The organism is Micromonospora sp. MH99 (genome assembly GCF_021442385.1).
GTDB lineage: Bacteria > Actinomycetota > Actinomycetes > Mycobacteriales > Micromonosporaceae > Micromonospora.
This window is the reverse complement of record NZ_MUZA01000011.1, coordinates 19754-32851: the sequence shown is the minus strand read 5'-3', so window position 1 is coordinate 32851 and position 13098 is coordinate 19754. Positions and strand designations below refer to the sequence as shown.

9 protein-coding genes are annotated in these 13098 nt (G+C 72.3%); 4 read left to right on the top strand and 5 right to left on the bottom strand.

The window, feature by feature from the left end; all coding sequences use genetic code 11:
• The first annotated feature begins 56 nt into the window (after positions 1–56).
• The 4 genes from B0E54_RS08500 (at position 57) to fxsT (ending at position 7226) form a co-directional block, all read left to right on the top strand.
• Entirely contained in the window at positions 57–947 is an 891-nt protein-coding gene (locus B0E54_RS08500) for a helix-turn-helix transcriptional regulator (protein WP_234582724.1), read from the top strand.
• Positions 948–1336: 389 nt separating this feature from the next.
• Entirely contained in the window at positions 1337–1702 is a 366-nt protein-coding gene (locus B0E54_RS08495; RefSeq protein ID WP_234582723.1) for a hypothetical protein, read from the top strand.
• Positions 1703–1750: 48 nt separating this feature from the next.
• Complete coding sequence (locus B0E54_RS08490; RefSeq protein WP_234582722.1) at positions 1751–3247, top strand: hypothetical protein; 1497 nt, start codon at positions 1751–1753, stop codon at positions 3245–3247.
• An 88-nt stretch (positions 3248–3335) separates the two neighbouring features.
• Complete coding sequence (fxsT, locus tag B0E54_RS08485) at positions 3336–7226, top strand: FxSxx-COOH system tetratricopeptide repeat protein (RefSeq protein ID WP_234582721.1); 3891 nt, start codon at positions 3336–3338, stop codon at positions 7224–7226.
• Between the two features lie 23 nt (positions 7227–7249).
• Here the strand turns inward: fxsT and B0E54_RS08480 are convergent, their stop codons facing one another.
• The 5 genes from B0E54_RS08480 to B0E54_RS08460 all read right to left on the bottom strand — a co-directional run bounded on the left by B0E54_RS08480 (position 7250) and on the right by B0E54_RS08460 (position 13019).
• Positions 7250–9124: an HEXXH motif domain-containing protein gene (locus tag B0E54_RS08480; protein ID WP_234582720.1), complete on the bottom strand. Its 1875-nt coding sequence runs from the start codon at positions 9122–9124 to the stop codon at positions 7250–7252.
• A 352-nt stretch (positions 9125–9476) separates the two neighbouring features.
• Positions 9477–10598, bottom strand: coding sequence for a hypothetical protein (locus B0E54_RS08475; protein ID WP_234582719.1), 1122 nt, complete (start codon positions 10596–10598; stop codon positions 9477–9479).
• 233 nt (positions 10599–10831) lie between these two features.
• The gene (locus B0E54_RS08470; RefSeq protein ID WP_234582718.1) at positions 10832–11329 is read right to left on the bottom strand and encodes a DUF3237 domain-containing protein; all 498 of its coding nucleotides are present in this window, start codon (positions 11327–11329) and stop codon (positions 10832–10834) included.
• Positions 11326–11793, bottom strand: coding sequence for a MarR family transcriptional regulator (locus B0E54_RS08465; RefSeq protein ID WP_234582717.1), 468 nt, complete (start codon positions 11791–11793; stop codon positions 11326–11328). The genes B0E54_RS08470 and B0E54_RS08465 overlap by 4 nt, the downstream gene beginning before the upstream one ends.
• Entirely contained in the window at positions 11790–13019 is a 1230-nt protein-coding gene (locus tag B0E54_RS08460; RefSeq protein ID WP_234582815.1) for a flavin-dependent oxidoreductase, read from the bottom strand. Before B0E54_RS08460 ends, B0E54_RS08465 begins: the two co-directional genes overlap by 4 nt.
• Positions 13020–13098: the final 79 nt, after the last annotated feature.

Below are 13098 nucleotides of genomic sequence, written 5' to 3'. Positions count from 1 at the left end.
GGTAGGACGAGCGATACCACCCTCATGGCCAGGGTGTGCGTGACAATCGAGGCGTGATGACGCAGGCCGCGGGGCTGGGGGCGACGATCCGCGCGTGGCGTGACCGCCTGTCGCCGGCCACCACGGGTCTGCCCGCTGGCCGTGGGCGCCGGGCCGCCGGACTGCGACGGGAGGAACTGGCCGAGCTGGCCGGCGTGTCGGTCGACTACATCGTGCGACTGGAGCAGGGCCGGGCGACCACACCCTCGGCGCAGGTCACCGCCGCGCTCGCCCGCGCCCTCCAGCTGACCACCGCCGAGCGCGACCACCTGTTCCGGCTGGCTCACCTCGCTCCCCCGGCGGCGGACCAGATCTCCGACCACATCCCGCCGGGTGTGCAGCGGGTGGTCGGTCGCCTCGGTGACGCCGCCGTCGCCGTCTTCGCCGCCGACTGGCAGGTGATCTGGTGGAACCGGAGCTGGGCCGCGCTGCTGGGGGATCCGTCGGCGTCCCCGCCGGGCCTGCGCAATTTCGCCCGCGACACCTTCCCGGTGACCTCCGACGGGCCGGCCATGTCACGTTGGCCGGTGATCTCACTGGACGCCGACGCCACGAGCGCCGCAGTCGTCTCCGACCTCCGGCGTGCCACCGGCCGGTTTCCACACGACAGACGTCTGGCGAAGCTCATCCGCGAACTCACCGAGGGCAACGATCGGTTCGCCGAGTTGTGGGCCGCCGGGACGGTCGCCGCACACCGCGAGGACCGCAAGATCGTCAAGCACCCGTCGGTCGGTGCGGTCACTGTCGACTGCGACGTTCTGGCCGACGGCGACGCCGAGCTGAAGATCGTGATCCTCACCGCGGCGCCCGGCACCAGGGACGAGGCCAGCATGCGCCTCGCCGCGGTGGCCGGGGTGGCCAGCCCGTCCGAGCCCGTTGGTGAGGCCGCCCGGCACGACCTGCGTTGACCCCGGCCCAGCGGCCCGCCACGGCGCCGCCGGGAGCGAGGGCGGACGGTCGAGTCGCCACGCGGACCGGGATCGGCTCGACCGCCAACCTTCGGCACGCCTTCCGGCGCGAGCTGGGGGTATCGCCCCAGGCGTACCGCGCCCGCTTCCGTGCCCGCCGCGCTCCGACCGGGACCGCCCGAGCGCCTGTGGAGGCCGGCCCGACCGGAGGCCGCAGAGCGGACGACGCCGCAGGTCAAGGCCGGGAAGCATCGAGATCTGTCAAGTTGGCGACACTTTGTCGATCACACGGTTCCGGCCTCGACTAATACCATAGGCCCATGTCACCAAAGGTCTCGATTGTCGTCACGGACCGCCACCGTGATCTGGGCCCGAGAGCCGGTGCCGACGTGACCTTTCTGCCGCTCGGCGAGGACGACGGCGTCCCGGTCTACCCCAACTCGACCCCGACGCTGATGCGGGAGCTGGCGGCCGCGGGTCTGGTGGCCGAGACCTGGCATCCCGCCGCGGAATGCGAGTTCGTCGCGTCGCGTGGCCCGGTAACCGACACTCTGCTCCAGATCGTCGCCGGGATCGGCTCGTCCGCGGGGTGGTATGCCCTGCTGTCGCTGCTGCGCCGGCGCACCGGGCAGGTCACCGTTCGCGCCGTCGTGGACGACGGCGTCCAGCGGCGGCGCGTGGAGGTGACCGGCGAGGCCGCCGACGTCGTCGAGGCGCTGGGGATGCTCGACCCGTTCCGGTCGGAGCCCTCCTGATGGCGCTGGCCGGGACGGCCCGCCGAGTCCCCGCCAGTGAGCGGTGACATGAGGCCCGCCCGGGAGGCCTCGCGGCGCTACTCACCGGCCGTCGTGGACGAACGCCGCCGGCTCGTCGGGCAGATCGCGACAGTCATGGAGGCGTCCTCGATCATCCGTGACCCGGGCAGCCGGCAGTTGCTGCTCCAGGAGCTGAACCACGCGTTGGCCGGCGCGCTGGGCTACCGGGAGCTGAGCCTGCTGCGACCCCAGATCGTCGAGCTCGTGACGGTGTGCGTGGATCGCCCGGGCTGGCTGCGCCGCCTCGTCGACTGCATGGAGCTACTCGAACCAGGCAGCGAGCACACCATCACGCTGCTGCGCCTGGCCGACGAGTGGCACACGGTCGAGCTGTTCATCGACCACGACGTCCCCTGGCTGCGCGACGCGCTGTCGGCCGTCCAGGTGACCGGGGAGCTGCGGCGGTTCGTCGCCGAGACCCGCGCGACCCCTCCCCCGCCCTGGTGCCGGACGGCCTGGGACCTCCTCACCCACCTCGCGTCGGCGAACTCGCACGCCTCGGTGCCGCCGTGGCTGGCGCTGCTGGACAGGGTGACACCTGCCGTACCGGAGGCGGTTCAGGAGCGGATGCGCGACCTGGTCGCGCAATTGGCCCGGGACTGGGGAGCCACCGAACAGATCGAGGCGTCCCAGCCGGAGCTTCCCGCGCCCGTCGGCACCGCCTATCTGGTCATCCAGTTCGAGAAGTACGGCGGCGACGACGACAGCTACATCATGTCGCACTGGTATCAGTGGTCGTCTCCGGTGTGGCAGCCGATTCGCGGCGAGGACCGGCGCGTCTGGTACGGGGAGCTCGAGGCGGCCGTCGACCAGGTCATCAACGAGACCGAACGCCGGTGGGCGGATCAGAGCGGTGCGGTGACCATCGAGTTCGTGCTGCCCTGGCAGCTGATCAACGAGCCGGTCGACACCTGGCGCAAGGAACTCCAGTCGCCGCTGCCCAGCCCGCTGACGACGGAATATCCGCTGGTGATCAGGAGCCTGGACCGCATCCGCGCGGGCCACTGGCACCGGGTCTGGCGCAACCGTTGGCAGGGCCTATCCGGAAGTGACGGCGACCGGCAGCTGATCCACTGCGCGTCGCGGCACCAGGTCGACGTCCAGCTCCAGGCGGCCCTCAACAGCAAGAGCAGCGTCGCGGTGCTGGTGCTCAGCGAAACCCCGACCGCGAACAGCGACGGTGAGCGGCAACTGCTCGTCGGGTTGCGGTCCGGAGTTCCGGCAATCGTCTGGCACCGGAACGCACCATCCACAAAGGACCTGTGCGAGACTGTCGCGTCGATGATCGGCGATCACGTGTCCGGCCGAGGGGTGGTCGAGCTTCCGCGTCATGCCGCGCGCCTGCGGCAGCTCGCGTGGAGTGAGGACCCCGACGTGCTCGGCCCGCACATGGGACACGGCTTGGTGATTTTGTTCGACGACCCGGACCGGCAGCCAGGGGGCACGGCCGCCACCGACGACGGCAGGCGAAAGGTTTTGGCATGAGCGGCACCGACCACCGGACGTGGTGTGCCGCCGACGGGGCCCGCCGCCAACGATCGGCGCGGCTCACCTCCACCTCGGCGGGTACGCGATGAGCCGGCCGGCCTCGGCGACCGCCACCGCGGGGAGTCGGCAGGCCGAGGCCCTCGGGCTCGTTCCGGCACGCGGCGGGCGCGAGCTCGTCGTGGTCGTCGACCACGACCCGGTGATGGAGTTCTGGGCCGACGAGGTCTCGACGTTCGTGGCGGTGCTGCGGGCCCAGCGCGCCTTCGCCTCGGTCGAGGTGATGCGCCTGACGGTCGACGACGGCGCGGTGTGGGTGGCCGGCGAGTCAGGGGCGGGCAAGGCCCCGCCCGCCAGCCTGGTCGACCCCGCCGGCGAGCGGGTCATCTTCCTGGTGACGCACGGCGGGTCGGACGCCTGGCGAACCGGACTGGTCCATCCTGTGCTGGCCGCGTGGGCCGGCAGCGTGCCCGTCGCCGTGGTCAATCTGCTGCCGCAGCAGCGCTGGCGCGAGCGGGGCATGGAAACGACCGAGGTGGCGTGGCGCCTCGACGGCGCGGGAGCGGCGACCGCCCGGTCACCCTGGCGGCTCACCGGCCCGGATCTGCGCGCCCCCGACGATCGGGACGACGCCCAGCCGACGGCCGTGCCGGTCATCGAACGTGGCATGGACTGGTTGCAGCGGTGGAGCCGACTACTGGCCGAACCGTCGGCGGGCGAGCTGCGGACACCCGCGCTGCTCCTGCCGTCCGACGAGCCGACAGCCCGCCGACCGGGCCGGTCACTGACCGCTCACGATCTCGTCGCCCGGTTCCGGGCCACCGTGTCGCCCGCCGCGTTCACGCTGGCGACACGGCTGGCGGCCGCACCGCTCAATGTCCGGATGATCCGCGCCGTGGCGCGCACCACGGTCCGCTCCGGGCCGGAGCAGGTGACCGAGGTGCTGACGAGCGACCTGGTACGCCCGGTTCCGCGCACGGCAGCGGCCAGCGGCGACACCAGCATCAGGTACGAGTTCGTGCACGGTGCACGCGAGCGGCTCCTCACGCTCGGATACCGCGACCGCACGATCGAGGTCCAGCACCTCGTCGAGTACGAACTCGCACACGACGTGGAGGCGGTGCGCAACCTCGCCCTCCGCGTGAAGGACCCGCGGAACGCGTCGTACGAGCGCGTCACTCCGGTCGCCGAGCCCTACCTGCGGGTCGAACTGGCTGTTCACCTCTCGCTGGGTGGGCCGAACCTCGTCGCAGCCGCACGGCTGGGTGAGTCGCTCGGCTCTCCCATCCCACGGCAGGTACGTCGAGTACTGCAGCCGCCTTCCGTTATCGCCCACAGGACCATGGAGTCCGGAATGTCTGACAGAGTGAACTCGCCGGACCAGGGGGGCTCGTTCGGCAGCGCGCCCCACCTCACGCTGGACGCCGCGCGGGGCATCATCCCGAGCAGCCGGCCGAGCAACGACCTGCAACCCGCGCAATGGCTCGACGGGCAACTGCCGGCCATTGTCGGCAACCTGCCGCTGCGAAACACCAACTTCACCGGGCGGCGGGAGCTGCTCGACGGCCTGCACCAGCGGCTGCGCGCCGGCACCACCGCCGTGTTGCCGGAGGCGCTGCACGGCGCCGGCGGGGTGGGCAAGTCCCAGCTCGCCATCGAGTACGTCTACCTCCATCAGCAGGACTTCGACCTGATCTGGTGGATCCCGGCCGAACGACCGGCCCAGATCCAGTCCGCGCTGGTCGAGCTGGCGGCACGCCTGGAGCTGCCGGTCCCGTCCACCGCCAACACGGCGGTACCTGCGGCCCTGGAGGCACTGCGCATCGGGCGCCCGTACTCCAACTGGTTGCTCGTGTTCGATAACGCCGAGGACCCGGAGAGCGTCGAACAGTTCTTCCCCAAGGGCGGTCCCGGCAGCATCGTCGTCACCTCCCGCAACGGCGCGTGGCGGGAGGTGGCCAACAGCCTCCCGGTCGACGTGTTCGAACGGCAGGAGAGCATCGACCTGCTCCGCCGTCGCGGGCCCGACCTGGCTGTCAACGACGCCGACCGGCTCGCCGCGGCACTGGGTGACCTACCGCTGGCCATCGAGCAGGCGGCGGCCTGGCGCGCGGAGACGCGGATGCCGGCCGACGAATACCTGGAACTCCTCGACGCCAACCGGCCGCTGCTTGACGACGAAAGCACCCAGCAGGACTATCCGGAGCTCGTCGCCGCGGCGTGGAACGTGTCACTCAACTGGCTGCGCGGCCAGGACCTGCCGGCGCTGCGGCTGCTGCAGATGTGCGCGTTCTTCGCGCCCGAGCCGATCGGCAAGGTGCTCCTGTCGAAGCCGCGCGCGCTGCGCATCCATCCCGATCTCGATCTCCTCGTCCGCAACCCGGTCCGCCTCAACCGGGCGATCCGCACGATCGGCCGGCTCTCGCTGGCGCGCATCGACCACCGGACGAACTCCTTCCAGATGCACCGCCTCGTCCAACGGGTGCTGATCAACCAGATGGACCCGCAGGACCGGGACGCCCTGCGGCACGGCGCCCACATGCTGCTGGCCGGCAACGACCCCGACCAGCCCGACGACGCCGACCACTGGCCGCGGTACGCGCAGCTCTACCCGCACATCGTCGCCTCCGGGGCGGAGCGGTGCGGGAACGAACTCGTCCGGGACATGGTGCGCAACGAGGCCCGGTACCTCTGGCGGTGGGGCGACCATCTCGGCGCCCGGGACCTGGCCCAGCGTGCGTGGTCGGCCTGGCGGGCCGACGGCAACGTGGCCGACCCGGACAGCCTCCGGATGGCGAGCTGGCTCGGCTTCATGCACTTCGTGGTGGGCGATTACGCCGCCGCGGCCAGCCTGAACGCCGAGACCCTCAAGCTCTACCGGCAGACCCTCGGCGAGGACCAGGAGGAGACGTTGGACGCGCTCGGCGCGGTGGCCGCCGACCACCGCGTCGCCGGCGACTTCGCCGGTGCGCTGGACCGCTCACTGGCCGTGTACGAGCAGGCGAAGCGGAATTTCGGTGAGGAGGAGCCGTTCACGCTGCGCGCCGCGCACAACCTCGCCGTCAGCATGCGGTTGTCCGGCCTGTTCGGCCGGGCACTCCAGCTCGACGAGCAGTCCTACCAGCGCCGGGTGCAGATCTACGGCACCGACCACCTGGACAGCCTGAGCACCTTCGGCGGCATCAACCTCGACCGCCGGGAGTTGGGTGACTACGTCGCGGCGCACGCCAACCAGGAGACGGTGGTGGCCACGGCCCGCCGGATGCTGAGGTACGACGACCACCCGGAGGTCCTGCGGCAGAGCCACATGCTGGCGAGCTTCAGGCGCAAGGCCGGCCACCACCACGACGCCCTCGACCTGTCCAGCGACGTGCTCCGCCGGTTCCGTACCCGCTACGGCGACGACCATCCGGACACCGTGCTCGCGACGTTGACCTTCTCCATCGACCAGCGGCTGACCGGTGACCTGCGGGCCGCCCGGGAAGCGGCGGAGGTGGCGGTGGACGGGCTGCGCCGGCTGTACGGCGAGCACCACCCGCACGCGGCGGGCGCGCAGGTCGACCTGGCCGTGACGGTGCGCCTGCTGGGCGAGAGCGAACAGGCCCGCGAGCTCGACGAGGCGGCGCTGGACCGGCTGACCAGGCGGCTCGGCGATGCGCACGCCCTGGTGCTGGTCGCCCGGATCAACCTGGCAAGCGACCACTACGACCTCGGCGACGCCGCCGCGGCGCGGGCCCTCGACGCGGACACCCTCGAACAGTGCCGTCGGGTGCTGGGCACCACGCATCCCACCAGTCTCGTGTGCGCGCTGAACCTCGCCATGGACCTACGCGATCTCGGACGCGACGCGGAGGCCGGCGCGCTGTTCGACACGAGCCTTGAGCAACTCCGGCACACCCTCGGCGCCCGGCACCCGGCGGTCGCGGCGGTCGGCGCCGGCGTACGGGCAAACTGCGACATCGACCCGCTGCCGCTGTAACGGCCGGCGTGCGGTCCGGCGGGTCAGGCTGTAGGCCAGCCCGCCGGATCTGCGCTGTCGGGCTGCCGGTCCCCCAGCCCGGCACCGATCCAGCCGGCCAGCTCCAGCGGATCCGGGATGACCGCGGCCGGTCCGCGTGACCGCAGCCCGTGGAGCACGGCCAGGACGAGTTCCGGCCGGCCCAGGAGTGCCCGCGTCACCGGATCGCCGGGCTGGTCGACGTGGGCGAGGCCGAGACCCACCCAGCCGTGCACGCTGAATGGGTCCCGCCGCAGTTCGCCGAGGTAGTCGGCACGCGCCCGTTCGACGTCGCCGGCGACGAGGGCCAGGTCGGCCGCTGTGGCGCCGGCCACCGTCGCACCAACATCGTCGGGCTGAGCGGCCAGCCGGTTGAAGGCGTCCGGGTCGAACAGCAGGTACCGGCTCAACACGGCCCGCGCGTCGAGCAGTCCCACCGGCGGTTCGGCCCGCACCTTCGCGGTGCCGACGGCGTGTACCGCGTCCGCTGCCGGGGTACCCCGCCGCCAGGCTGCCGCGAGCGCGTCGTGGTCGGCGGGGTCGAGGACGATGTTGTGACCCCGCCACAACGCGTGGTGGTCCACGGCGGCGGCGTGCGCCACATCGCCGGCGGCGACCGACACGGGCTCGTCCTGGCATGCCGTCAGCTCCGCGGACAGGGTGTCGACGAACCGCTGACCATGCCCGGTCAGCCGACCGGACCCCGCGAGCGCCCGCAGGATGCTCAGGGTCTGTCGCCGCCACAGCGCGAACTCGAAGTCGGCGGCTGCCCGCTGCCCCGGCGCGGCCCGCTGTCGGTGGACCCGCCAGAACTGGGTGATGCCGGCGAACGCGTACGCACCCTGGAGCAGGCCGGGAAGCGGCCTGGGATCGTCCCGCCAGGGGGCGTAGTAGCGGAGGCGGCCGTCGGCCTCGCAGAGGGTGAGCAGGTGGGTCAGGGCACCGAGCTTCTGATGCTGGGACTCGTGCACCAGGGTCACCGCCAGTTGCAGCGGGTCGTCGGGTCGGGAGAGCAGGATGCCGCCGAACGCCTCGGTGCCGGAGGCCGACAGCGGGCGGAACCGCTCGCGGGACGGCACCGGCGTGAAGGTGCGCACGATGCCGCCGATCGCCTCGGCGGGGCCGGGTTGCTCGTCGACCAGCAACGCCCAGGCGCGGGCGAGGTCCGCGCGCCAGCCGGCGATCTCGGACTGCGACAGCTGGTCCGGCGGCGTGGGGCCGCGCAGGTCGCGGTACAGGTCGCGGTCGAGCAGTTCGACCCGGAGCCCGGCGCCGCCCGCGCGGACCTCGATGACAACGGGTTCGTGCCAGTCCGGGTCGCCGGCTCGGCACCGTACGGTGCGGGCGCCGGTCTCCAGGTCGACCTCTCCCCCACCGTTGGCCCGGACCCGGACGACGTCGGCCTCCGGCGGTACCGACGCGGCGCCCACGGTGGGCAGGACCGCCGTCCCGTGCCGCGCCGGGATGTCCAGTTCGAACGAGAGGCCGGCCCGGACGGCACTCGCCGCCGCGAGTGCGTGCAGGTAGCCGACGTCGGGCCAGGACGGTGCCGGGTCGCGGCTGGTACGCAGCCGGCGCAGGGTGTGTGCGGCCCAGCTGCCGACCTGCGGCCGGGCCAGAATGTCCTCGGTGATCTCTGGTGCGGCGTCGTACGCCCGGACCAGCAGGTCCCAGGCGTCGCTGGCGGGGGCGAGCGGACCGCAGGCGTCGGCCCGGTCGGCGCAGATGTCCAACAGGGCCCGCAGCACGATCAGCCGCCAGCTGCGCTCGGAGCGCCAGAGCGCCGCGATGCTCTGGTCGTCGCCGGCCCCGGTGGCCAGGGCGTGGAAGTGTGCGTGTGGGAGGCGGGTCGGACCTAACGGAAGGGGATCAGACGACATGCTCCTCCGAATCCGGCCCGGCGGACCGTATCCGGCTCGGGAAGGAGCCGCTGTAGCCACTGATGCTGCCCCCCGAGTCAGCGACTCTTTCTGCTACCCGCGAGATCGCCGCAGTCATGCCGGTGGGGTCAAGGGATCGCAGCGTCGCCACGGTCACCGCCGACAAGTCAGGCAGCTCAGACTCGATACCGGCGAGGCGTTCCTCCATGTACGGCAACCCCCAAGTGATGACAGTCGATAGCGACATTATTACGTACCGCTGCATGCGGCGAAAGCGGCGAGTGACGGGCACCAGGGTGGAAACGGTTCCCGGCATCCGATGTGGACGTCCGGCGAAACGCACACCGGACGGTCAGGGATTCGGTACCAGACGCGCGGCGGCGTTCTCGACCCGGGTCATCGCGGCCTCGTCGGTGGCGAAGAAGCGGACCGCCTCGACGAGTTCGGACAGGGCGCCCGGATACCGCAGGCAGGTCCGCACGACACTGATCGCGTCGAGCCGCGCCGCGCTGCTGCGCCGGATGGCCGCGTACACCTGGCCACGCAGCAGGCTCAGGATCTCCTCACGGTCGTTCGGCCGCAGGAACTCCGGTACCTCGAGCAGGGCCTCCACGAACGGACCCAGCAGGGCCGGGGACGGCGGCGCCGGAGCCGGTGGCGGTGCGCTCCCGGCCGCGGGCCCGTGCAGGACCAGGCCCTCGTCGCCGAGGGCGTTGCGGTGCCAGAGGTAGGTCGGCGTCTGCGCGGTGAGCCCGTTCGCCCGCAGCGCGACGAACCGTTCCCGCAGCAGGGCCATGAGCCGCTCCGGCTGCGCGAGGCCGGAGGCCTCCCTGCCGTCGAGCAGCCGCAGGACCTCCCGGCTGAACAGCCCGGTACGCCGCACACTCAGGTTGGCCGCGACCTGGCCGAGACCGGCGGCGAACAGGACGTCCTGCTGGCGGCCGACAACCGGCGCACCAACGGGAAAGGTCTCGCTGCCGGGCACGTGAGCACCGTCCGGTCGACCGTGCAACTGGCACGCGTCGATGATCCACACCTGCCGGTCGCATGCCGGTACGAGGTCCGAGGCGTACGAGGCGAGCATGGCGTCGAGGTCGAGGGAGCCGGCATCGGTGAGCGTGGCATCGGCGTAGTAGAGCTGCCGGTGCCGGCCGGTGTCGACCTGGCCGTGCCCGCCCCAGATCACATAGAGGATCGGCGCCCGCCGCGCCGGCAGGTCGCGCAACAGCACCTCGCGTACGGTCGCCCGGTCGGCCGGACGCCGCACGACTCCCGGCGCGAGGGCGTCCGGGCCGGGATCGGGCGAGGACAGCACTGTCACCTGCCCGGGCGGCACGCCCTGGGCCACGAACCAGCGAGCGAACCGGACGGCGTCGTCGACCGGTCCGGCCAGGCTCCACTCGGGGCCCGCCGCGTACCTGTCGATACCGACCACGACCACGTGCACATCGCGCGGATCGCGGTCACGGTCCATCGTTCACCCCTCATCTGCGGTGCGGCCGGTGAGCCGATCCAGGGCGGTCCGGGATCCGGTGCCGGTCGGTCCGCACCGCAGGGCACCCCTGCCGGTTCCGCCGGGGACTCCCGCCACAGTAGTAAGCGGTGGACATGCCGGCCACCCGCGTCGCCGGACGGCGACCCCGGGGCGGTGCGGCAGCCGAGGGCTTCCCTGGCTGCCGCACGGCTGGTCGCGGGTCCAGGGGCCGGCTACGTGACGCGGTAGGCGGTGTAGCGCACCCGGTCCGCCTCGCGGATCGCGGACGCCACGAAAACGCTCTGCTCCAGGACCGCCAGCGCGGGCACCGAGGTCTCCAGCCGTACGCCCAGGCGGAAGTAGTACTCGGCGGGGTCGACCGGCTCGCCGCGGAGCAACGCTTCGAGGATCTCCGGGAGTCCGCTGCGGACCCCGAACGTACGGAGGTAGACGTGGCCGCCGTCGGCGGTGCGCGCCGAGTAGCGTGTGTCGATCTCGATGGCGCCGTCGGGGCGGACCACTTGCCAGTCGGCGCCGCCCGGAAGGATCTCCGCCTCGAACAGGCCGGTGATCCGGCCGCCGACGATGGGCACGACGCGGCGGTGGCCCGCGCGGGTCACCCCGTGGTCCTCCAACGCGCCGAGCTGGACCTCCACCTCGAACGCGGCCTCCAGGCCGGGGATCGGCGGGGCGCTCACCGGGCCCCGACCGGCAGCTCGACGCTTACTCATGGGGTGTCCTTGGTGTTCGCGAGGGCGTCGCGGAGGCGTTCCAGCGCGGGCACCGCGGCGGCGAGGGCCGCGCGGTCCGCTGCCGGCAGGGTCGCCGCGGCGCGGGCGACCAGGTCTCCGCTCGCGAGGTCGAAGCGGTCGAACAGGTCGAGGGCCTTCGGGGTGGCGAGGACGTCGACGTGGCGGTGGTTGCCGGGACGGGGGCGGCGCTCGACGAGACCGTTGCCCTCCATGGTGGTCAGCAGGTTGCTGACCGTCGAGCGGCTCAGGCGGAGTCGTTCGGCCAGCTCGCCGGGACCGGACACGGTGCCCCGGGGCAGGGCCCGCACAATCTCGATCTGCGCGTCCGGGATCTCCGGCAGGTGCTCGGCGGCGCGGGCGGCGGCGAGCAGCGTGCGGCGCAGCGGCGAGATCACCGACGCCAGTCGCGCCGCGTCCAGCCCGGGCGGCTCCGGGCCGGTCACGGCAGGACACCGGAGAAGACAGTCGGCGTCAGGGAGGCCCGTTCGTTGAGGTCGGCGGGCAGGAAGCCGGCCGCCTTCTTGTAGCCGGTGGCGATCTCGGTCAACTCCTCCGACGGGATGACGTCGTGGACGTGGTCGAACCCGTCCGGTGCGCGTTCGTGGGCGAGCACCATCACCTGTTCCGGACCCTGCCGCCGGTTGCTCAGCACGAGCGCGGTGGTCGCCGGCCGCCGGTCCGCCTCGTAGGCGTCGAGCGCCTGCCGCACCGTCGACGCGGTGGCGAGGTGGAAGGCGAGGGTACGCGCGTCGAGGATCGCCTGCGACGCCCCGTTGGAACCGTTCGGATACATCGGGTGCGCCGCGTCCCCGAGCAGCGTCGTGTCCCCGTGGGTCCAGGTGTCGATCGGGTCGCGGTCCACCATGGGGTATTCGAGGATCTCGTCGGCGGCGGCGAGCAGTGCCGGGACGTCGAGCCACGGGAAACGCCAGTCTGCGAAGAGGGAGACGACCGGCGCGGGGTCGACCGTCCGGTTCCAGTCCGCGTTGGGCCCGGCGAACCCGGGCCCGCGCCGCTCCGCGACGACGTTGATCAGGCCGGCACCGATCGGGTACGCGACGAACTTCTGTTCCGCGTCCCCCGCCATGATCATGGTTCGCCCGTCCAGGAAGCCGGACGCCCGTGCCGTGCCCCGCCACAGCGTCAGCCCGTTCCAGAGCGGCGGTCCCTCGCCGGGATGGTGTTGCCCGCGCAGCGCGGAGTGGATGCCGTCCGCTCCGACGATCAGGTCGCCCGCGACGCTCACCTCCCCCGCCGCCGTCGCGAAGTACGCGACGCCGTCGCGGACGCCGACGAGCCGGTGCCCGGTGCGCACCACGTCGGGCCCCAGCCGTTCGCGCACCACGGTGAGCAGTTCCATCTGGAACCGGCCGCGGTGCACGGAAAGCTGCGGCCAGCGATATCCGGCGTCCCGTCCGCGCGGTTCGCTCCAGATCTGCTGACCGTGCCGGTTGTAGTAGGCGAGCGTGCCGGGGGCGGCGCCCAGCCTTTCCACGCGGTCGCCGAGGCCCAATTCGGTCAGCTCCCGGACGGCGTGCGGGAGCAGATTGATCCCGACGCCGAGTGGGCGCAGCACGTCGGCCCGCTCGTAGATGGTGATCTCACGGAAGCCGGCCCGGTGCAGGCTGAGAGCGGTGGTGAGGCCACCGATCCCCGCGCCCACGATCACGATCGCCAAGTCGTCGCTCCCTCCGCCACCGGACCACCAATCGCATAGTTTGGTCACAAAATCGTCACGCGTCAAGACG

What these genes read in the sequence shown, in the direction of transcription:
- B0E54_RS08500 (WP_234582724.1), top strand. Translation starts at nt 57, where the DNA reads ATGACGCAGGCCGCGGGGCTGGGGGCGACGATCCGCGCGTGGCGTGAC.
- B0E54_RS08490 (WP_234582722.1), top strand. Translation starts at nt 1,751, where the DNA reads ATGAGGCCCGCCCGGGAGGCCTCGCGGCGCTACTCACCGGCCGTCGTG.
- fxsT (WP_234582721.1), top strand. Translation starts at nt 3,336, where the DNA reads ATGAGCCGGCCGGCCTCGGCGACCGCCACCGCGGGGAGTCGGCAGGCC.
- B0E54_RS08480 (WP_234582720.1), bottom strand. Translation starts at nt 9,124, where the DNA reads ATGTCGTCTGATCCCCTTCCGTTAGGTCCGACCCGCCTCCCACACGCA.
- B0E54_RS08475 (WP_234582719.1), bottom strand. Translation starts at nt 10,598, where the DNA reads ATGGACCGTGACCGCGATCCGCGCGATGTGCACGTGGTCGTGGTCGGT.
- B0E54_RS08470 (WP_234582718.1), bottom strand. Translation starts at nt 11,329, where the DNA reads ATGAGTAAGCGTCGAGCTGCCGGTCGGGGCCCGGTGAGCGCCCCGCCG.